Annotated in this window: 16 protein-coding genes, 1 tRNA gene and 1 pseudogene; 12 read left to right on the top strand and 6 right to left on the bottom strand. The window is 69.0% G+C overall.

Going from position 1 to position 21,524, the window contains the following annotated elements:
- Positions 1–14 precede the first annotated feature (14 nt).
- Positions 15–1,364: a bifunctional glycosyltransferase family 2/GtrA family protein gene (locus G554_RS14040; protein WP_071162126.1), complete on the top strand. Its 1,350-nt coding sequence runs from the start codon at positions 15–17 to the stop codon at positions 1,362–1,364.
- A 1-nt stretch (position 1,365) separates the two neighbouring features.
- Positions 1,366–3,993, top strand: a complete 2,628-nt coding sequence (locus G554_RS18485) for an ArnT family glycosyltransferase (protein WP_154654132.1) — start codon at positions 1,366–1,368, stop codon at positions 3,991–3,993.
- Positions 3,994–4,107: 114 nt separating this feature from the next.
- On the opposite strand, the gene G554_RS0101490 is transcribed toward G554_RS18485, so the two are convergent.
- The 4 genes from G554_RS0101490 to G554_RS0101475 all read right to left on the bottom strand — a co-directional run bounded on the left by G554_RS0101490 (position 4,108) and on the right by G554_RS0101475 (position 10,475).
- Entirely contained in the window at positions 4,108–4,848 is a 741-nt protein-coding gene (locus G554_RS0101490) for a ThuA domain-containing protein (RefSeq protein WP_027586517.1), read from the bottom strand.
- Positions 4,849–5,021: 173 nt separating this feature from the next.
- A complete protein-coding gene (locus G554_RS0101485) occupies positions 5,022–6,455 on the bottom strand; it encodes an FHA domain-containing protein (RefSeq protein WP_027586516.1) in 1,434 nt (477 codons plus the stop codon).
- A 307-nt stretch (positions 6,456–6,762) separates the two neighbouring features.
- Positions 6,763–9,441, bottom strand: a complete 2,679-nt coding sequence (gene ppdK, locus G554_RS0101480; RefSeq protein ID WP_027586515.1) for a pyruvate, phosphate dikinase — start codon at positions 9,439–9,441, stop codon at positions 6,763–6,765.
- 149 nt (positions 9,442–9,590) lie between these two features.
- On the bottom strand, positions 9,591–10,475 hold the full coding sequence (locus tag G554_RS0101475) for a pyruvate, water dikinase regulatory protein (protein ID WP_027586514.1): 885 nt from the start codon (positions 10,473–10,475) through the stop codon (positions 9,591–9,593).
- A gap of 69 nt (positions 10,476–10,544) precedes the next feature.
- On the opposite strand from G554_RS0101475, the gene G554_RS18570 reads away from it, so the two are divergent.
- The 4 genes and pseudogenes from G554_RS18570 to scpC all read left to right on the top strand — a co-directional run bounded on the left by G554_RS18570 (position 10,545) and on the right by scpC (position 15,032).
- A complete protein-coding gene (locus G554_RS18570) occupies positions 10,545–11,696 on the top strand; it encodes a methyltransferase (protein WP_027586513.1) in 1,152 nt (383 codons plus the stop codon).
- Positions 11,697–11,803: 107 nt separating this feature from the next.
- Positions 11,804–12,442 (top strand): annotated as a pseudogene (gene serB / locus G554_RS14025) (phosphoserine phosphatase SerB); the annotation flags it as partial.
- Positions 12,439–13,374 (top strand): aldose epimerase family protein, encoded by a 936-nt coding sequence (locus G554_RS0101460; protein WP_051232220.1) that lies wholly within the window; start codon positions 12,439–12,441, stop codon positions 13,372–13,374. The pseudogene serB and the gene G554_RS0101460, both read left to right, overlap by 4 nt.
- A 143-nt stretch (positions 13,375–13,517) precedes the next feature.
- Positions 13,518–15,032 (top strand): succinyl-CoA:acetate CoA-transferase ScpC, encoded by a 1,515-nt coding sequence (gene scpC / locus G554_RS0101455; RefSeq protein WP_027586511.1) that lies wholly within the window; start codon positions 13,518–13,520, stop codon positions 15,030–15,032.
- 88 nt (positions 15,033–15,120) lie between these two features.
- On the opposite strand, the gene G554_RS0101450 is transcribed toward scpC, so the two are convergent.
- The gene (locus G554_RS0101450) at positions 15,121–15,744 is read right to left on the bottom strand and encodes an HAD hydrolase-like protein (RefSeq protein ID WP_036924120.1); all 624 of its coding nucleotides are present in this window, start codon (positions 15,742–15,744) and stop codon (positions 15,121–15,123) included.
- Here G554_RS0101450 and G554_RS14020 point away from each other — a divergent pair.
- The 4 genes from G554_RS14020 to G554_RS18565 all read left to right on the top strand — a co-directional run bounded on the left by G554_RS14020 (position 15,743) and on the right by G554_RS18565 (position 19,021).
- Positions 15,743–16,603, top strand: a complete 861-nt coding sequence (locus tag G554_RS14020) for a TetR/AcrR family transcriptional regulator (protein WP_211220389.1) — start codon at positions 15,743–15,745, stop codon at positions 16,601–16,603. The two genes, G554_RS0101450 and G554_RS14020, sit on opposite strands and share 2 nt — an antisense overlap.
- Before the next feature lie 33 nt (positions 16,604–16,636).
- Entirely contained in the window at positions 16,637–17,554 is a 918-nt protein-coding gene (locus G554_RS14015; RefSeq protein WP_084648218.1) for an ABC transporter ATP-binding protein, read from the top strand.
- On the top strand, positions 17,551–18,285 hold the full coding sequence (locus G554_RS0101435; protein ID WP_027586509.1) for an ABC transporter permease: 735 nt from the start codon (positions 17,551–17,553) through the stop codon (positions 18,283–18,285). Before G554_RS14015 ends, G554_RS0101435 begins: the two co-directional genes overlap by 4 nt.
- Positions 18,286–18,352: 67 nt before the next feature.
- Positions 18,353–19,021, top strand: a complete 669-nt coding sequence (locus G554_RS18565; protein ID WP_342663081.1) for a hypothetical protein — start codon at positions 18,353–18,355, stop codon at positions 19,019–19,021.
- A gap of 374 nt (positions 19,022–19,395) precedes the next feature.
- Here the strand turns inward: G554_RS18565 and G554_RS0101425 are convergent, their stop codons facing one another.
- Entirely contained in the window at positions 19,396–20,178 is a 783-nt protein-coding gene (locus tag G554_RS0101425; protein WP_027586507.1) for an ABC transporter ATP-binding protein, read from the bottom strand.
- Between the two features lie 229 nt (positions 20,179–20,407).
- Here G554_RS0101425 and G554_RS0101420 point away from each other — a divergent pair.
- Positions 20,408–20,481: transfer RNA gene (locus G554_RS0101420), tRNA-Gly, on the top strand.
- 49 nt (positions 20,482–20,530) lie between these two features.
- Entirely contained in the window at positions 20,531–21,394 is an 864-nt protein-coding gene (locus G554_RS0101415; RefSeq protein WP_051232164.1) for an HAD hydrolase family protein, read from the top strand.
- The last annotated feature ends 130 nt before the right edge of the window (positions 21,395–21,524 follow it).

The raw sequence follows: 21,524 nt of genomic DNA, 5'->3' as shown, positions 1-21,524 counted from the left end.
GAGGAGACACTGCCATGACATTCACTGACACTGTTGCCCGGACCGCCACATCCAGCAACCCACTGACTCGAACCGCACTCGACATCGTCATCCCGGTCTACAACGAACAGAAGGATCTGCCCGAGGCCATCGCCCGGCTCCACGACTTCCTGATGTCGGACTTCCCGTGGACCGCTCTCATCACGATCGCCGACAACGCCAGCACCGACAACACCTGGCGGATCGCCCTCGAGCTGGCTCATCGCTTCCCGGAGGTGCGCGCCGTCCATCTCGACGAGAAGGGCCGGGGCCGGGCCCTCAAGCGGACCTGGCTGGCCTCCACCGCGCAGGTCCAGTGCTACATGGACGTCGACCTGTCGACCGACCTGCGGGCGCTGGCGCCGCTGGTGGCACCGCTGCTGTCGGGCCACTCGGACCTGGCCATCGGGTCGCGACTCGCCGCCTCCTCCCGAGTGGTGCGAGGACCCAAGCGGGAGTTCATCTCGCGGTCCTACAACCTCATCCTGCACAGCATCCTGGGGGTGTCCTTCTCCGATGCCCAGTGCGGGTTCAAGGCGATCCGGCGAGACGTCGCCCAGCATCTGCTGCCGCTGGTCGAGGACAACAACTGGTTCTTCGACACCGAGATGCTGGTGCTGGCCCAACGCGCCGGTCTGCGCATCCACGAGGTGCCGGTCGACTGGGTCGACGACCCCGACTCCACGGTGCACATCGTCGGTACCGCCACCGAGGACCTCAAGGGGGTCTGCCGTCTGATGAAGGGATTCGCCACCGGATCGATCCCGATGGACAGGCTGCGCGGCGAACTGGACGCCGACGTCGCCTCGGCCAGTTCGGATCAGCCGGCGGCGGCCCACCGTGGCCTGGCCGGCCAGCTGGTGAGTTTCGGTGTCGTCGGGGTCGTCAGCACGGTGGCCTACTACCTCATCTATCTGCTGGCACGGCTGGTGATCGGCCCGCAGCTGTCGAACCTGATCTCCCTGGTCATCACCCAGATCTGGAACACCAACGCCAACCGGCGTCACACCTTCGGACTGCGCACCCGCGACGGGATGCTCAAGCACCAGGCCAGCGGCTTCCTGGCCTTCGGCGTCGGCCTGGTGCTCACCAGCGGGTCGCTGTGGGCCCTTCACCACTGGACCACCACGACACCCAGATGGGCCGAGGTCCTGGTGCTGCTGCTGGCCAACGCGGTGGCGACCCTGGTGCGCTTCCTCACCCTGCGGCTGGTCATCGGCCGCGACACGGCACGGGCCCGCGAGGGCACTCGTGCCGTGTCGGAAACCGACCTGCCGGCTGGGACCGCCCAGCCCCGTCTGACTCCCCTGCCCGATCTGAACCCCGACCACACCGAGGTGAGATGACATGACGTCACTACCTGCTCAGGAATTCCCAGCAGCCCGGACTCTTCCGAACCCGGCACAGCCGCTGTCCTCCCATTCCACCGAGGCGACCTCCGCCGGCCCCGCATCGGCTCGGCCGAACCCCTCACGGGAACGCCCCTGGTACCTCAGGGTGTTCACCGGCCGCACCGAGGACCCCCGATGGGCCCGCCCTGCACTGTGGGTGCTGCTGGGACTCACCGCACTGACCTACCTCTACCGACTCACCATGTCGGGATATGCCAATGACTTCTACGCCGCCAGTGTGAAGTCGGCGACCCAGAGCTGGCGGGCCTGGCTGTGGGCCAGCCTCGACTCCCAGCTGTCGATCACCGTCGACAAGCCGCCGGCCGCCATCTGGGTGATGGGGCTGTCCGCCCGGATCCTGGGCTTCTCGAGTTTCAGCATGCTGCTGCCCAATGCCCTGATGGGGGTGGCCACGGTCGGCCTGACCTATGGCGCGGTGCGCCGTCTGTCGGGCCATGCAGCCGGGCTGATGGCCGGGGCGGTCGTTCTGGTCACCCCGGTGGCGGCTCTGATGTTCCGGTTCAACAACCCCGACTCGATGCTGGTGCTGTGCGTCACCGCAGCCGCCTACCTGGTGGTGCGCGCGGTGCAGACCCCGCGCAGCTCCCGGGCCCTCTGGTGGCTGGCCGGTGCCGGTTGGGTGATCGGACTGGCCTTCCTCACCAAGATGCTGCAGGGCCTGCTGGTACTGCCTGCGCTGGGCCTGGTGTACCTGCTGTGCGCACCTCGCGGTTGGTGGACCAGGATCTGGCACCTGCTGGTCGCGGTGGCATCGATGGTCGTCTCGGCCGGCTGGCTGATCGCGCTGTGCGCCATCTGGCCGGCCTCCTCGCGGCCCTACATCGGCGGCTCGGAGAACAACTCCTTGTGGGAGCTGGCCCTGGGCTACAACGGCCTGGGCCGGATCTTCGGAGGTTCGGGAAATGGTGGCGGCGGCCAGACCGGAGGCGCCGGATTCGGTGGGAACACCAGTTTCGGCGGCCAGGCCGGGCTGGCGAGGATGTTCAACTCGGCCTTCGGAACTGAGATCAGCTGGTTGATCCCGGCCGCTCTGCTGCTGCTGGTCGGCGGGCTGATCGCTCGTGGACGCCGTCCGTTGAGTGATCGCAGGAGGGCCGGGCTGATCCTGTGGGGAGGCTCGATGGTGGTCACCGGGCTGGTGTTCAGCTTCATGCAGGGCACCATCCACCCCTACTACACGGTCGCCCTGGCTCCGCTGATCGGTGGCACCATCGGCAGCGGGGTCGCCGCCCTGTGGCCCTGGCAGTCGTCGGCCACCGAGGCGAGCGACGGCGGGATCGCGACCGGCGGGATCGGGGCCGGGGAGCGCAGCTCCCGGACAGGCGTCAACAGATGGGCCGTCGTGGTCCTGGCGGTGGCAGTGGCGATCACCGGCATCTGGGGATTCCATCTGCTGGAGAGCTACGCCTCCGGATGGCTGCCGGCCCTGAGCTGGATCGCACTGATCGGCAGCCTGGTGGGATCGATCGTCTTCCTGCTGGCCGGGATGCCCTGGTTCAGTGGCGGAGCCTCCGCCCAGCAGGAGTCCTCCTCAGCAGAGCCGACCGGCGTCTCCCCCGGTGACCCTGCGACCGGCGATCCGGCTGCCGGTGATGCCGCTGCCGGCAACGCGTCGGCCAGGCGTCATGTCGCGATGACCCTGACCCTCAAGAAGGTGGCGATCGGCGCCCTGACGGTGGGTTCGCTGGCCGCTGTGACGCCGTCGATCGCCTGGACCGCGGCCACCGCGACCACCTCCCACTCCGGCTCCATCCCGACCTCCGGACCGTCGGGGATCAGCTCCGGGATGAGCGGTGGACCAGGAGGGATGGGAGCTCCCGGAGGGCAGAACGCCGGTCCGGGAGGAACCGGCGACGACTCCGCCGCCGCAGGTGGATCCCAGAACGGCGCACCCGATGGCGGCTCCGCAGGTCAGGGGGCGCAGCCGGGCGGAGGGCCCGGGGGCACCACTCAGAACGGCGGCCCCGGCAGCAGTTCCCAGACCGGGACGAGTCAGTCTGGAACCTCCGGCGACGCCATGCCGGGCCGGACCGGCCGGCCGAGCGCAGGTGGATCGGGGATGGGCGGTTCATCCACCGTCAGCTCCCAGCTGGTCAGCCTGCTCAACACCACGACCACCAAGTGGTCGGCTGCGGTCATCAGTGACCAGAGCGCTGCCCCGTTGATCCTGGCCACCAATACCGCGGTGTTCTCGATCGGCGGCTGGAGCGGATCGGACAACAACATCACGCTGGCCCAGTTCAAGCAGTACGTCGCCGAGGGCAAGATCCACTACTTCATCGCCTCCCAGAACGGCGGGGGCGGGATGGGCCAGACGACCGACTCCGAGCAGACCGCCGGTTCCGGGGGCACGGACTCCTCGCAGCAGTCGGACAGCTCCGACCAGATGGCGGGGCCCGGCGGCCAGGGCGGCACCTCCGGCGCCACGACGGGAGGAGGCATGCCGGGCGGGATGGGAGGCTCCGGATCGGGCTCGCAGATCAGCAGCTGGGTGAGCTCGAACTTCACCTCGAAGACGGTCGGCCAGACAACGGTCTACGACCTCACCAGCCCCACCAGCTGAGTCCGGCCGCACCGACCCGGTCCGGACCGGCTCCCGGGAAGCTTCCCGGGACCCGGTCCGGATCGGCGGGCCGCCCCAGGCCGGGGACTCAGGCCCAGGACTCAGACCCAGGGCTCAGGCGCGAGCCGGAGCGCCGATCAGCTGATCGCCGTCCTCGGAGGCCTTCCTGGCCTCCTGGAGGGCCAGCCGCTTCTTCCAGTTGAGCAGCCAGCTCACCTCCGAGCACAGCAGCGTCCGACGTGATGCCGACTCGTAGGAGCGTCCGGAGTGGCCCAGGCCGTCGTAGATGACGTTGTTGCCCATCGCCCAGTCCATCACCTGGAACTCCTCGCTGGTCTCGTGGAACAGCAACGGGACCGCCAGCGGATCGATCACCAGGTTCGAGTACCGCTCGTCGTAGACCACCACCTGGTCCACCCCGCGCAGTGCCGGGTGCCCCTCGGCTCCTGGCATCGGCTCGAAGACCGCATAGGACCGTTCGGGATGTCCGGAGACGCCGGGAACCCACTTGCCACCCAGGATCGTCGGCCACAGCTCCCAGTCGCAGAAGGTATTGGCCGCGGTGTGGAGCCCGAGGATGGGCTTGCCCGCCTCCCAGTGGTCAAGGATCTTGGCATGGGCCCGCGACCATTCGGGAATGTAGTCCCAGCCCTCCTCGGGGTCCCCGCCGCCGGTGTTGACCACCAGCAGATCGGAATCGGCAAGGCTGTCGAGGGCCTCGGGGCAACTGCGCCTCACGACTGCCTGGTGGCCCCGATCGGTGAGGATCTGGGCGACCGCAGCAGAGGTCTCGTCGAAGTTGTGCCAGGCATCGCCGTATCGGCCGGCACCCGACAGAATCAGGATACGAGCCATCGCACGCCCCTTCCGTGAAGTTCTGCCCCGGATCACCGGAGCATCATGACACTTTAGGTCACTGCGAGGCCGCGTCAACACCGCCCCGGCTTTCTCACCGTCCGGGGTTCCGGCCGGCCCTCCGGCTTCCCCAGCCCGACCCCCTCACAGCCGGCCCCGGGCGCCGGCCGGTATCAGCTCCTGGGCGGTGCGATCTCCAGGGAGACGCCGTCGCCCAGATCGATCACAGCACCGATCTCCACGGTCACGGTCTCCCCCGGTGACAGCCGGATCGCCTCCTCGCCGGGATGGCGCACCAGGGTGCCATTGGTCGAGTTCATATCGGTCACCTCGATCGACCTGCCATTGGGCGCCACTCTGACATGGGTCCGACTGATGTCCTGATGGGGAGACACCACCCTCAGCAACGAGGCCTGGGGATCCGTGGCGCCCCCGTTGGGGGCCCGGCCCACCAACACCGGACCGGCGAGATCGATCGACTCGCCGGTGGAGGCCGCCAGCACTCCCAGGCAGGGCCGGCCCACCATCTGCGGGTCCGCCGGCGCCTCACCGGACTCCGGCACCTGACTTCCCAACCCGGGCATGAACATCGTCGCCCCGTCATGGGCCATCGAGGTCTCCGGATCCCCCCATCCCGACGGCGCCGAGGACTGATCGGAAGCCTCCCCGCCGGCCTGGTCGGGACCCTCGGGTGCCACTCGCTCAGGCCCGGCCCAGGGGTCCTCGGACTCCGGGCTGGACCAGGCCGAGGGTCCCCAGATGTCATCCGAGTCCGAGCTCCCGGCCTGCCCGGCAGCCGCCGACGCCAGGCCGTCGCCGACCTGGTCGGGGGACGGTGCCGGCTCGGCCCCCTCCTCCGGGGAGGAGGCCGAGACGGCCGGAGCCAGCCCCAGATCGTCGACATCGGCGAAGACGTCGCCCGATTCCTGGGTGGCCGGCGGGGCCGAGGGAGAGGCCAGCACCGGCGGGACCAGCGCGGCATGCGGGGCCGGCACGGCGACCGGCCCGGCTGGCGCCGAGGATCCGGAGGGTGCCGAGGACTCCGAGGAGCCGGGCGTCGTCGAGGGGGAGAGGGCATCGGCGTCGGGTTGACCGGTTGCGTGACCGGCACCGGCCAGACCGGCGACCTGACCGTCGACCACCAGCGGCTCGACGGTGCCGGTGGCGTCGATGGTGAGCCGGGAGGCCTGGACCACGCCGAGCAGCAGGGGCATCACCAGGCTCTCGGGGGCCTGTTCCATCTCGACGGTGACGATGGAGGGGTCCAGTCCGACCTCCCGCCAGGTGATGACGCCGTCGCCGTGATTGACCACCCGACCGGTCGCGGCCTCCTTGACGACGACGCCGCCACGAGCCAGTGAGGTCATCTGCTCCCCGGTCCAGAAGAAGACGCCGAGGCTCGGCATCTGGGACAGCCCGATCGCGGCGAGGGTCTGGACCAGGGATCCGGCGTCCTCGGCCTGGGCCACCTGCTTCCAGATCCTGGCGATCAGCTCGGCATGACGGGGAACCGCCGGCTGCATCACCACCAGGGAACTCGCACCGGCCAGCACCACCCAGTTCCCGGGGGTGTAACTGGCACGCCAGGAGCCGAATGACTGAGACATATGTCCTCCAGGACCAGATAGTGGCAACGACGGTTGAGCACCGGCCTGGGGCCTGTCAGACGGGTTGCCCGAGGCGATCACTCAACCGTGATCGTTCAACAGGGTATCCGCCGCCCCGTCCGGTGCGCATGAAAGCACTGCCCACAGGTGCCAGGAGCGCGCTGCTCACGGGCCCCGAGGGAGCGCCTGAATGGCCCGACACCCGCACCCGAGAGGCGGACAGCGCCCCTGCCGGCATGTGTGCGTGCAATGCCGGCAGGGGCGCGGATCAGGGGATTGAGCTCAGATCGGCGAGCTCGTCTCCGGCTCACTTGTCACGGGCGGCCACCTCTCCGTTCTTCTCCTCGATGGCAGCCTGAGCGGCCGAGAACCGGGCGATCGGCACCCGGAACGGGGAGCAGGACACGTAGTCCAGACCGGTCCTGTGGAAGAAGTGCACCGAGTCCGGGTCGCCGCCGTGCTCGCCGCAGACCCCCAGGGAGATCTCCGGCTTGACGGCCCGACCCTTCTTCACCGCACCCGCCACCAGCTGGCCGACGCCGTCGACATCGATCGAGGCGAACGGGTTGGCCTTGAGCACCTTGGTCTGCAGGTACTCGGTGAGGAAGCCGTTCTCGGCGTCATCACGGCTGATTCCCAGGGTGGTCTGGGTCAGGTCGTTGGTGCCGAAGGAGAAGAAGTCGGCATAGGCGGCGATCTGATCGGCCACCAGGGCTGCACGTGGCAGCTCGATCATGGTGCCGATCTTGACGTCCAGCTCCTTGCCCGCTGCCGACAGCTCATCGGCGACCGCCTCGGTGACGATCTTGCGCTGGGTCTCCAGCTCGACCGCGGTGAAGACCAGCGGGATCATGATGTTGATCGCAACGGTCTCGCCCTCCCGCTCCAGCACCGCCAGCACCGCCCGGACGATGGCCCGGGTCTGCATGTCGGGGATCTCCGGGTAGAGCATCGCCAGCCGGACACCACGGGTGCCCAGCATCGGGTTCTGCTCGTGCAGCTTCTTCACCTGCCCCAGCAGACGCCGTTCCTTGTCCAGAGCCGCCGGGTCGGCCCCGGTGAGCTCCATCTCCTGGACCTTCAGGGACTGCTCCACCAGATTCGGCAGGAACTCGTGCAGCGGCGGGTCCAGCAACCGCACGGTGACCGGCAGCCCCTTCATCGCGGTGAAGACACCCTCGAAGTCGGACTGCTGCATCGGCAGGATCTTGTCGACGGCGACCTTGCGCTCCTCCGGCGTCTCGGCAGTGATCATCTCGTGCATCGCCGGCAGCCGGTCGGCGCCGAAGAACATGTGCTCGGTGCGGCACAGGCCGATCCCCTCGGCACCCAGCTCGCGGGCCTTTGCGGCGTCGGTGGCGTTGTCGGCATTGGCCTCCACGCCGAGCCGGCGCACCTCGTCGGCCCATCCGAGCACCTCCTGGAAGTCCTCGTTGATCTGCGGCGGGATGAGCGGCAGACCGGCGTTGAAGACCTCGCCGGTCGACCCGTTGAGGGTGACCAGATCGCCCTTGTGGATGACGACGTCGCCGACCGAGAGAGTCCCGGCAGCCGGATCGATCCTGATCCCGCGGGCACCGGCCACACAGGGCTTGCCCATCCCGCGGGCCACCACTGCGGCATGGGAGGTCATCCCGCCGTGGGCGGTGAGCACTCCCTGGGAGGCGATCACGCCGTGGATGTCGTCGGGGGTGGTCTCGAAGCGGATCAGGACGACCTTCTCCCCCTTTCCACCCAGCTCGGCGGCCTCGTCGGCGTCGAAGACCGCCTTGCCGACCGCGGCACCCGGGGAGGCCGGCAGACCCTCGGTGATCGGCGTCTCGGAGTGGTTGGGATCGATCGCCTCGTGCAGCAGCTGGTCGAGCTGCTCGGGCTCGATACGCATCAGCGCCTCCTCCTTGGAGATCACCCCCTCGGAGACCAGGTCGCGGGCGACCTTGAGGGCAGCGGCGGCGGTGCGCTTGCCGTTGCGGGTCTGCAGCAGGTAGAGCTTGCCGTCCTCCACCGTGAACTCCATGTCCTGCATGTCGCGGTAGTGGGACTCCATCTTGTGCATGGTGTCGATGAGCTGGCGGTAGGCCTCGGGCAGGATCGACTCCATCTCGGCCAACGGTTCGGGGGTACGGATGCCGGCCACCACGTCCTCCCCCTGGGCGTTGAGCAGGAACTCGCCGTAGAGCTCCTTGGCGCCGGTGGCCGGGTTGCGGGTGAAGCAGACGCCGGTCGCCGAGGTGTCGCCCCGGTTGCCGAAGACCATCTGCATCACATTGACCGCGGTGCCCAGGTCGTCGGAGATCTTGTTGGCTTTGCGGTAGACGAAGGCGCGCGGGTTCAGCCAGGACCGGAAGACGGCGTCGACGGCCCGGATGAGCTGCTCGCGCGGGTCGGTGGTCCAGTTGCCCCCGAGCTTCTCATTGGACAGCTTCTTGAAGATCTCGACGAGTTCCTTGAGGTCCTCGGCGCTCAGATCGGTGTCGGAGTCGACCCCGCGGTCGGCCTTCATCGCGGTGAGGGCGTCCTCGTAGACGTGGGAGTCGATCCCCTCGACGACCTCCCCGTACATCTGGATGAACCGGCGGTAGCAGTCCCAGGCGAACCGGTCGTTGCCGGCCTTGCGACCCACCGCCTCGACCGTCTCGTCGGAGATCCCCAGGTTGAGGATGGTGTCCATCATCCCGGGCATCGACATCACAGCACCGGATCGCACCGAGACCAGCAGCGGGTTCTCGGGATCTCCCAGCACCAGCCCGGTCCGCTTCTCGAGACGCTCGAGACCGTCGGCGATCTGATCGGCGAGCACCTCGGGCCACACCCCGTCGGCCTTCATCGTCTCCACACAGGCCTCGGTGGTCACGGTGAAGGCGTCGGGCACGGGCACCCCGACGCGACTCATCTCCGCCACCCCGGCTCCCTTGCCTCCGAGCAGCGGCTTCATATCGGCACTGCCCTCGGACAGGTCGTAGACGTATCGGTGCTGGTCGCTCATCGTGAGGATCTCCTTCGATCTCATGCCACGTGGTGTGAACTGTTACGGGGTGCTCCGACGCTGGGTGAAACCCCTGACCGGGACGACGTCACGGTCGGCCCTGCTGGTCGACATTCTGTCACGAAATCCTACCGGAGGGGCAGCTTTCCTCAGGGCCGAATCCGCAACTGGCCGGCCGGTCGCCGCAGGTGCTCACCGGCGGTCCGGGCCCGTTCCTCGACGATCTCGACCACCCGGGTGGCGGCCTCCTCCAGGGCCAGCCCGGTGGTGTCGATCACCGGGCATCCCAGACGCCGCTGGACCTTGCCGATCTCGTCCAGCTCGTCGTAGATCCTCACCAGGTCGGCGTACCCGTCGGAGGTGCCGAAACCGCCCATCCCACGCACCCGGCGTCCTCTGATCTCCAGCAACCGCTGGGCGTCGATGGTCAGCCCGACGATCCGCCAGCGGTCCACCGCGAAGAGCTCCTCGGGGGCGGGGATGCCGGGGACCAGCGGGACGTTGACCGTCTTGTAGCCCAGATACCCCAGGTAGATCGACAACGGCGTCTTGCCCGATCGGGAGGCTCCCACCAGACAGATGTCGGCCTCGGTGAGCCGTTCTGGGATCGCCCCGTCGTCGTTGCGGACCGCGAACTCCATCGCCGAGATCCGGGTGAAGTAGTCGGCCTCCACACCGACCGGACGCCGCGGCACCTCATCGGCGTCCAGCCCGGAGGCCTGCTCCATCGCCGCCAGCACCGGGCCCATCAGGTCGACCTGCCGGACCTCCATCGCCTCGCAGGCGTCGCAGACCATCTGGCGCATGTCCGACAGTGCCAGGGTGTGGACGACGGTGACCCACATCCCGTCGTCGTGACGCTCCTTGATCTCGCCCAGGGCCACCACCATGTCCTTGACCGAGCCGATCATCGGATGGCGCACGATGTGCCAGTGCACTCCCTCGAACTGGCTGCGGGCAGCGCGCGCCAGCCGTACCGCCGTCTCCCCCGTGGAGTCGGCGATGACGTGGATCTCGAGGACGGACTCGGGCATGGCTGAACGCTAACAGCCGGGAGGCGCCATCCGGGCCCTGGCCGGGGGTCTGGCCCATAATGGGGCCTCATGGACGATCCCGTGGACGACCTCATCGTCGCCGAGGCCCCCGCCGGAGCCCGTCACATCTGGGTGCTGGACCGTCCAGGGCTGATCGCCCCGGCTCGGGAGCTGGCCCCGGCCGCGGCCTGGTGCGATGACCTGCGGGAGCTCCGGGGGCTGGCGGGCGGGCACTCCGGGACCGCCGATTCGCCCCTCCGACCGGATCGGCCGGTGGGGGCGGACGGGCCGTATCGGCCGAACGGGCCGGTGGGGGCGGACGGCTCCGCAGCGCCTCTGGGATCCGACCCCGTGATCGCCAATCCGCTGGTCGACGACCTGGCCCCGCATCAGATCTGGATGGAACTGCCGCAGTCCCTGGATGCCCTCGACGAGACCCTCTCAGCCCTGCACGCACTGGCCGGCCGGCACGGCGTCACGGATCTGCAGGTGGTGGCTGGCGGGCGGATCAAGAGAATGAACCGCTCGATGAACGAGGTCGCCGCACGGTACTTCGACCAGGTGCACGCCAGTCTGGGCAGGCGCCGCGCCAGGGTGCTGCACTTCGCCGGGCCGCGATCCCGCCCGGCCCGCGGATCGGGCTGGCCGCGCCGCAACCGGATCGACTCGCTGGATGTCGAGGTGGTGGCCCATGGCGGGGTCTTCCACGTCGCGGGCCTGGACGCCGGTACCGGGCTGCTGCTGTCCCAGCTGGAGACCATCGGACGACAGCTTCCCGCCGACCGGCCGGCCGAGGTGCTGGACCTGGGATGCGGCAATGGCGTCATCGCCGCCTCGGTGGCCAGGCGGTTCGGGGAGGCGGTGCGGGTCGCCGCGACCGACGTCTCCTGGTTGGCGAGCGACTCCGCCCGGTTGACGGCGGCGGCCAGCGGCGTCGAGGTGGCGGTGAGCCAGGCCGACGGGCTGGAGTCGGTGGCCGACGCCAGCCTCGACCTCATCCTCACCAACCCGCCCTTCCACCGCGGAACGGCCCGCGACTCGGCACCGACCCTTCGGATGCTGGCCGAGGCCGCCCGGGTGCTGCGCCCCGGCGGGCAGCTGTGGGCCGTCTACAACTCCCACCTGCCATGGGCCCGGCACCTGGCGGAGGATCTCGGGCCGACCCGCCAGGTGAGCCGAAACCGCGCCTACACCGTGACCCGAACGGTCCTGGCGGGCTGAGCCCCGATCCCTATGCTGAGCAGGTGACCTCCCGCATCCTCGAGCTCCGCGACCCCGACTCCCCCGACCCGCTGCTGCCGACCGACCTCATCGAGCTGCCCTCCCCCCTGGCCGAGCACGGCCCGCAGCTCATCGTCAGCGACGTCGACTCCACCATCACCCGCACCGAGGGCATCGACCTGCTCGCCGAGGCCGCCTGCTGCGCCGACCGGGTCGCCGAGGTCACCGCCCGGGCGATGGCCGGGGAACTGGACTTCGCCGCCTCGCTGAGAGCACGGGTGGCACTGCTGGAGGGGCTTCCGCAAGAAGCCCTGGCCGAGGCCGAGCAGGCCGTCAGACTGACTGCCGGTGCCGCCGAACTGATCGCCGCCGCCCACCGGCACGGCTGCCGGTTCGGTCTGGTGAGCGGCGGGTTCACCGCCATGGTCGCGCCGCTGGCAGCCGAGCTGGGGGCCGACATGTTCGCCGCCAACGAGCTGGAGATCGTCGAGGGGCACCTCACCGGACGGGTGCTGGGTGCGATCGTCGACCGGGCCGCCAAGCAGCGCCAACTGCGACGATGGGCCGAGGAGCTCGGCGTCCCGATGAGTCTGACGATCGCGATCGGAGACGGCGCCAACGACCTGGACATGCTGGCCGCCGCAGGTCTGGGGATCGCCTTCTGCGCCAAACCGGTGGTCGTGGCGGCCGCCGACGCAGCACTGAACGTCCCGCGGCTGGACGTTCTGACGGGGCTGTGGGGATGAGCCGGCCGACCGGGGGGATCGAACCGAGCGAGATCGGGGATCAGCTGCCAGGACCGGTCACCACCCGCCAGGACGGCCGCTGGATGATCGCCGACCACGGCGCCCAGCTGCTCGGCTGGCAGCCCATCGGCCAGGACGCCGACCGGCACCCGGAGACATCGCAGCCGGTGATCTGGTTCGAACCCGCAGACCCCCAGGAGCTGCCGGGGGTGATCCGCGGCGGGATCCCGGTCTGCGCGCCATGGTTCGGCCACGGCCCCCGCGACGACCAGGAACCCCAGCACGGGGTCATGAGGTTGACCGACTTCGACCGCGAGACCGTCGTCGACCGGGCGGACCGGCTGGCGGTCCGCTACCGCGCCGAGCTGCCCGGGGTCAGTGCCCTGCACGCCACCGAACTCACCGGGCAGGCCGCCACGCTGACCCTCTCCCTCACCTCCACCGGCTCCCGCAGCCAGCAGGTCGAGGGGGTCTGGCACAGCTATCTTCGGGTCGGCGACGCCTCGCGGGCCTGGTTGCAGGGGGTCCGGGGAGCCACCTTCCACAACTACGCGACCGGCCGGCAGGGCCGACTGGACGCCGACCGGCTGGCCGTCACCATCGACACCGACACCGTGGTGCAGGACCCTCCCGGCCCGCTGGTGCTGATCGATCCCGCCTGGGCGCGACGCATCACCCTGCAGACCCACTGCCTGCTGGCCGACCGCCGGGGCGGCCGCGAAGCTGCCGCGTCATCTCAAGAGGACGGGGGCTGTCCGACCGCGGTGGTCTGGAACCCGCACCTCACCACCGGCACCCGCACCGATCTCACCGGCACCGCATGGCGGGACTTCGTCTGCGTGGAGACCGGTGCCGCCAAGCAGCACGCGATCGACCTGGAACCCGGCCAGACCCTCACCCTCAGTCTGCGGATCGGCGTCGCCCCGCTCTGACCGGCCCCCGCCGACTGGCCGGAGAAGGCCTTCGGATATCCTCATCACTGGCTTTCGGGAGGTCCCGAACCCATCCGGGCGGACCCCCGATTCACAGACACCACTGATTCACAGACAATGCATGCAGCAGTGCAGGAGGACAGATGTCAGATCGGATTGCCAACGAGGCGATGCGTCAGAAGGTGATGAGCGCCGACGATGCCGCCGCTCTCATCCATGACGGCGCCCAGATCGGCTTTGGTGGCTTCACCGGGTCCGGCTACCCCAAGGAGTTCCCCCCGGCGCTGGCCAAGCGCATCAAGGCGGCCCACGAGAAGGGTGAGCACTTCACCGTCAATGTGTTCACCGGGGCCTCCACCGCCCCCGAGCTCGACGGCGAGCTGGCCGGAGTGGACGGCATCGGGCTGCGCTCCCCGTACCAGTCCGACCCCACGATGCGGGCCAAGATCAACGACGGCACCAGCTACTACGCCGACATCCACCTGTCGCAGTTCGGCATGCAGGTCCGTGAGGGATTCTTCGGGAACCTCGACTACGCCGTGATCGAGGCCACCAAGATCACCGCCGACGGCAATGTCATCCCCACCTCCTCGATCGGCAACAATGCCGTCTACGTCGAGAAGGCCGACAAGATCATCATCGAGGTCAACGACTGGCAGTCCGAGGACCTCGAGGGGATGCACGACATCTACTACGGCTTCGCGCTGCCGCCGAACCGCGTCCCGATCCCGATCACCCATCCCGGTGACCGGATCGGTGAGACCTTCCTGCGGGTGCCGGCGAACAAGGTCGTCGCGGTCATCCAGACCCATGACCCCGATCGCAACTCCCCCTTCAAGCCGATCGACGAGGCGTCTCACAAGATCGCCGGTTACCTCCTCGACTTCTACGACAACGAGGTCGCCCAGGGCCGGATGCCGAAGAACCTGCTGCCCCTGCAGTCGGGCGTCGGCAATATCCCCAATGCGGTGCTCGACGGGCTGCTGCACTCCGACCTGGAGCACCTCACCTCCTACACCGAGGTCATCCAGGACGGCATGATCGATCTGATCGACGCCGGCAAGGTCGACGTCGCCTCGGCCACCGCCTTCTCGCTGTCGCCGGACTACGCGCACAAGATGAATGAGAACGCGCGGTTCTACCGAGACCACATCATCCTGCGCCCCCAGGAGATCTCGAACCATCCCGAGGTGATCCGCCGGCTCGGCGTGCTGGGCGCCAACGGCATGATCGAGGCCGACATCTACGGCAACGTCAACTCCACCCACGTGATGGGCTCGCGGATGATGAACGGGGTGGGCGGTTCGGGCGACTTCACCCGCAACGCCTTCATCTCGGCCTTCGTCTCCCCCTCGACCGCCAAGGGCGGCAAGATCTCGGCGATCGTGCCGATGGTCTCCCATGTCGATCACACCGAGCACGACACGATGGTCATCATCACCGAGCAGGGGATCGCCGATCTGCGTGGCCTGGCTCCTCGCCAGCGCGCCCCCAAGATCATCGAGAACTGCGCCCACCCGGACTACCGGGAGATGCTGCAGGACTACTTCGACCGGGCGCTGCGCGACTGCAAGTTCAAGCAGACCCCGCACCTGCTCGACGAGGCCTACAGCTGGCACACCAGGTACCTGGCGAACGGCACGATGAAGCTCGACTGAGTCCTGACGCCGGTCTGAACTGCCGGTACGAACTGTTTGAGGGCCCGAGCGCTGATCGACGGATCAGCGCCCGGGCCCTCCAACGTCCTCAGCCGAGCAGCAGTCGGCGCAGCTCGGCCATCGTGGCGACCCGGTGGGCGGCGGTCCGGGCCTCGGCCTCGGTTCCGTAGCCCCACTCGACATAGATGGTCTCGAGGGCGTGGCTCGCGGCCCCCTCGATGTCATGACGGCGATCCCCGACCATCACCGTCCGGGAGGTGTCGGCTCCCAGCTCGGCCAGCTGGTCGAGAGCGGAGGCGATGATGCCTGCCTTGTCGGCTCCCGCCTGGTCCTCCGAGGCGCCGGCGATGACGTCGACATCCTCGCCCAGGTGGTAGTCGGTCAGCCAACGGCGGGCGATCCGAGCCCTCTTGGAGGTGGCCACACCGACTGCGATACCGGCCTCGTGCAGTTCGCCGATGAGTTCCACCATCCCTGGGTAGACGCTCACCAGATACTCCAGCTCATCATGATGAGCTCGGTACCGGGCCGAGGCCCGGTCGATCTGCCGTGGATCGGTGAACCCGGTGATCCGCTCGACGGTGTCGTGCATCGGCGGTCCCATGAAGGTGGTGACGTCGGAGAGGTCTGGTGCGGGCAGTCCAAGATCCTCGGCCATCAGCTCCAGGGCACCGCCGATGCACTCCACCGAGTCAACGATGGTGCCGTCCATGTCGAACAACACGGTGCTCCAGGTCGCCGGCGCGCCGGTCGCCGGAGAGTGCGCCGCCGGCGTCTGCGGTTCCGGGCTGTCGGTTCCGGGGCGTGGGGTCACAACGATCTCCTCTGATGGGCTGTTGGTGGGTGTCCTCGGACGGGGCCTTCCCATTATTGCGGCACCGCCACCGCTGAATGGCAGGATGAACGACCGGGAGGTGATCGCCGTGACTGATCCCGGCAGGCCCAGGCCGCGCGGCAGGCGGCCCGGCGTCCACGACACCCGGGCGGAGATCGTGACGGCGGCCCACGAGCTGTTCTCCACCCTCCCCTTCGACCGCGTCTCGCTGCGGGCCGTCGCCCGACGGGCGGGCGTCGATCCGGCCCTGGTCCACCACTACTTCAGTGGCAAGGCCGAGCTCTTCCTCACCGCCACCGCCCACGTCTCGGCGGATCCGGTGCAGGTGTTCGGGATGCTGAACGCCATTCCTCCCTCTCGGCACGGGGCGGCTCTGGTGCTCGCCTTCACCGCGGTGTGGGACGCCGCCGGGCGATCCGGCAGATTCACCGAGTTCGCCGCCACGATGCTGGCCGCACCCGACCTCACAGCCGGCGCCAGAGAATTCATCACCCGGCAGATCGGGGAGCGGGTCTCCCAGCTCGCAGATCCGGACGAGCGGAGCCTGCGCGCCACCCTGGTCCTGAGTCAGATGCTCGGGATGGCCATGATGCGGTACGCGCTGCGGATGGAGCCGGTCGCCTCGATGAGCCGGAGTCGGCTCGCCGAGCTGTACGGCCCGACCCTCCAGCACTATCTCTCCGGCAGGTTGTCGACCGCCGAGGTCCGGAATTCATCGCCGGGGCCCAGACCGTGACCGGTCGGCCCGCCCGTTCCTAGGCTGATCGCCATGACATCACGCACCACCGGCCCCGGGCCGACAACCACCAGGCGCACTGCAGCAGGGGGCCGCGCCCCCGCAGCCGCAGAGGATGCGGTGACCGTCGAGGAACTGTGCGTGGACCGGGGAGGCCGCCCGGTCCTCGACCATCTGGACCTGCAGATCCCGGCCGGCCTGGTCACCGGCCTGCTCGGCCCCTCGGGGGCCGGCAAGTCGACCCTGCTGAGGGCCATCGTCGGAGTACAGATGGTGCGATCGGGAACAGTGACAGTGCTCGGCCAACCGGCAGGGTCGGCGGCGCTGAGACGTCGGGTGGGCTACCTCACCCAGGCGCCCAGTGTCTATGACGATCTCACGGTGGAGCAGAACCTTCGCTACTTCGCCCGACTGGCCGGGGTCGCGAAGGACCGGGTCGGCGAGGTGCTGGACCAGGTGGACCTCACCGGCGAGGGGCGAAAACTGGCAGGTCGCCTCTCCGGAGGCCAGCTCTCCCGGGTCTCGTTGGCCTGCGCGCTGGTCACCGACCCGGATCTGTTGGTCCTCGATGAGCCGACGGTGGGCCTGGACCCGGTGCTGCGGCGGTCCCTGTGGCGTCTCTTCGACGACCTGGCTGCGTCCGGGAAGACTCTGCTGGTCTCCAGCCATGTGATGGACGAGGCAGCCCGCTGCGATGAGCTGGTGCTGATGCGTGACGGCGGGCTGCTGGCCCACGAGAGCCTCGACTCGCTGTTGGAGCGCACCGGGACTTCAGACGCCGAGGCGGCCTTCCTGGCCCTCATCGACGGCGCCGGCGACAGACAGCCCGAACCCAGGCGTCTGGAACCCGGGGCCGATGGGGCGGTCGATCCGGCAGCTGCGCGGTCGGCCGGGCCGCGCCGCGGCGTCGCGTCGAGTGGTCGCCACGCACAGGACGGGGATCAGCGATGAACGGGAGCCTCGCCACCGCCGGCCGGGTACTGGCCCAGCTGCGCAACGACAAGCGGACCATCGGACTGATCCTGGTGGTGCCGTGCGTGCTGATGGGGCTGCTGGCGTGGATCTACCACGACAACCAGCCGCAGCTCTTCGACCGGATCGGACCGGCCCTGCTGGGACTGTTCCCGCTGGTGGTGATGTTCATCGTCACCAGCATCTCGACCCTGCGAGAGCGCCGCTCGGGCACCCTGGAGAGGCTGTGGACGACCCCGGTCACCAAGCCCGCGTTCGTCGCAGGCTATGCCGTGGCGTTCGGTGTGATGTCAGCCCTCCAAGCGGTCATCGTGGTGGCCTTCTCGATCTGGGTCTGCGGGTTGGACCTGCAGGGCCAGGTCTGGCAGTTGGTCGTGGTGGCCGTGCTCACCGCCCTGCTGGGCACCTGCCTCGGACTGCTGGCGTCGGGTTTCGCCCGCACCGAGTTCCAGGCAGTGCAGTTCATGCCGGCCCTCATCCTGCCGCAGTTCCTGCTGTGCGGTCTGCTGGTGCCCCGCGACCAGCTGCCGCGGGTGCTGCACTGGGTTTCCGATGTGCTGCCACTGTCCTATGTGGTCGACGCCATGAAGAGCTTGGCGACCAGCTCCGATGCGGGAGGAGATGTCGCCCGGGACTGCGCCGTTCTGGTCGGCTTCATCATCCTGGCGGTGGTCGGCGGGATGGCGACCCTGCGACGCAGGACCCCGTGACCAGGCGGTGAGGTGGGTGCCTCCGAGGCTCTGCTGGGGTCAGCCGTTGCCACGTAAGGTGGGGGCCATGAGTGAGCAGATGCTGCCGGGAGCGAGGCCGCAGACCGGGACGGCGGCCACCCTGCCGGATGTCTCCGGGCCCGGTGCCGCCGCTGCTCGTGGTGACCGCCCGGTGACCGAGATCGGCACCCTGCCTCCTCTGGCGGTGGTCAGAGCCGGCCGGGCGGTCGACCCCGTCACCGGCAGGCCACGGAGGGCACGGCTGGGGATCGTGGCGACAGTGTGCTTCGGGTTGGCGGCACTGGCTGCGGCAGTGGGGATGGCCGCTGCCTGGTGGGGGACGATCCACGTGCGCACCTTTCGCGAGACGACCCGGCTGATGACCTGGACCGACGCGCGTCCCGGATCGCTGGCATCGGTGCTGCTGGCAGCTCTGATGATGGTGATCGGCGCCGCGATGGTGGCGATGCCCGGAATCCTGGCGGTCAACACCTGGCTGGGACGCCGGTGGGTGCGCTGGGGGGCGATCGGCGGGCTGGCCGCAGCTCTGCTGGCGATCACCATGAACACCGTCTCCTGGTGGTCACTGCCCTTCTCTCTGGCCGGCGGTGTCCTGGTGTGGACCCCGCCGATGAGGCGCTGGTTCCAGCTGTGGGCGACGGTCCGCGCTCAACCGGCCATCGAACCCTTCGAGCCCCAGCCGGTGCGTTACGGCAGGATCGCGGAACACTACTGAGGAGTCGGCCGCCGCCGTATCCGCCCTCGTCCTTGGAGCCGACGCTCGTCGCCAGGACCCCACCTCCGTCCCCGAGGGCCAACCTCCACCCCCAGAATCCACGTTCGTCGCCAGGACTCCACCCCCGTCCCCCGGGCCGAACTCCACCCCCAGAATCCACGTTCGTCCTCAAATCCGACGTTCGTCCTGGAATTCCGGGACGAACGTCGGATTTGAGGACGAACGTGGGTGAGGGCGACCTTGGGGGACGCTGTTTCCGCATTGCGTCACGGCGTCCCACGGCTTGGACGCGCTGACCACAGCACCCCACCTCCGACTCGAGCACCCCCGCCCGAGCCCGGGCCCCGCCAACAGGGCGACCCCCTGCCCCAGGCTCAGAACCGCAGCTGGGAGGCCGCCCTGGTGCTCTCGGCCATGTCCTGGATGTCGGGATGGTCGACCTCCAGCACCTCGGGCAGCGACCCTCTGGCCACGATCCGGCCGCTGGCCATGAAGACCACCCGGGGGCACAGTTCACCGATCAGATCGAGATCCTGGGAGGCCAGCAGCACCCCGATCCCCAACTCGTCGATCAGGCCGCTGAGGCTCCGGGCGATCGTGGTGCGGGACGCGGGGTCGACGGCCGACAGCGGCTCGTCCAGGACGAGGATCGCCGGCCAGGTCGCCAGCGCGGTGGCCAGCGCCACCCGCTGCTGCTCGCCTCCCGACAGGGATCGCATCGCCCTGGTGAGATAGTGGCCGGCCAGCCCGACGACCGCCAGCATTTCCTCGGGTTCGATGTCATGGGGCCGACCGCCCTTGCGGGACTCCTTGGCCGCCAGCTTGAGGCGCCCCTCGACGGTCTCACGCGGATCGAGGATCGTCATGGAGTCCTGGGACATGAATCGGGCACCGGCGGTGAAGACCTTGGCCGCGCTGAATCGCAGCTTGGCGACCGGCTGACCATTGAAGGTCGCGGTTCCGGAGCTGGGGCGAAGGGTGCCGTGCAGCACGTCGATGAGTGTCGTCTTGCCGACTCCGGAGGGCCCGATGAGTCCGATCGGCGGTTGCCCTGAGACGATCTCCAGGTCGACGCCGTTGAGAACCGGCCCGTCCTCGTACCCGGCATGGAGGCCATCGGCGGCGAGGGTGGACTGGGCGGGCGGCTCAACGGCCATCAAGAAGCTCCTGGGATCGGCGGACGGACGCCAGTAGCTTAACCGGCGTCACCGGCGTCCCCCGATCGCATCCGGGCGCCGACGGACCGGACGCCGGGCCACTCGATCCTCCGGAGTGATCTCGATCGGCTCGTGCCGGATCCCGCAGGCACTGGCGCCGCAGCAGCCGGGACCCGATATGACGGGTCCGATGCCAATAGGCTAAAGTCTGTCGGGCAGTCCTCGACATGCGGGCGTAGCTCAATGGTAGAGCGCCAGCTTCCCAAGCTGGACACGCGGGTTCGATTCCCGTCGCCCGCTCCACTGAACACCTGCCCGACAAGGGCATCGAGATATCTCGTCGGGATGCGCCATGGATTCTCATCTGCCGAACACGACACCCAGCACGACACCGTCCGGGGCCACGGCATCGGCTCGCAGCGTCTTCATCGATTTCGACGGCACCTTCGCCGACCACGGACGGGTGCCGGCTGCCCATCTGGACGCCGTCCGATCCGCCAGAGCCGCCGGGCACCGGGTCTTCCTGTGCACCGGTCGGCCCCGGGTGTTCGTGGCCCCTCGGCTGCGCAGCGGAGTGTTCGACGGACTGGTCTGCGCTGCCGGTGGATACGCAGAGGTCGACGGCCAGGTGCTCGCCGACCGCCGGTTCCCGGCAGAACTGGGCGCCGAGGTGGCCTCGACACTGACGGCCGCCGATGCCACCTTCTTCCTCGAGGCCCCCGACCGGGTCCTCACCTCACCGGCATCCGCACGGCGTCTGGAGGGGTTCCTTGGGCACGTGCTGGGCCCTGGCGAACCCGAGCCGACCCTGGAGGTCCACCAGGACCTCACCGGCTGCTCGTTCAGCAAGGTCTCGGTCCAGGACGGCCCGATGCCGGTCGACCAGCTCGCCGAGGAACTCGGTCCGCAGGTCGGCGCACTGCCGAACTCGATCACCGGCCGCGCCGGATCCAGCGGCGAGCTGTACCTGGCAGGGGTCGACAAGTCCGTCGGGATCGCCGTCGTGGAGAAGCACCTGGGCCTGCGCCGGGCCGACATCGTTGCGATCGGCGACGGCCGCAATGATCTGGAGATGATCGGCTACGCCGGAACCGGGGTCGCTGTGGAGGGGGCTCCCCAGCAGGTTCTGGACGCCGCGCAGCTGGTGATCCCTGGCCCGGCGTCCGAGGGCATCGCCCGGTGTTTCCAGCAGCTCGGGCTGATCCCCTCCAGCTGATCCCGCAACTCGATCATCCCGGTCTCTCGCCCAGTTGATCCCCTCCTGGTTCGATCTCCTGGTTCGATCTCCGGGGGCCGGGATCGGAGCCGCCGCACCGGTAGGACCCGGCCTCACCGGCCTCCGGCGC

The organism is Acidipropionibacterium thoenii DSM 20276 (assembly GCF_000423445.1).
In the GTDB taxonomy this organism is placed as follows: Bacteria; Actinomycetota; Actinomycetes; order Propionibacteriales; family Propionibacteriaceae; genus Acidipropionibacterium; species Acidipropionibacterium thoenii.
Note: the sequence above shows the minus strand (reverse complement) of the source record. Positions and strands in the feature narration are given on the sequence as shown.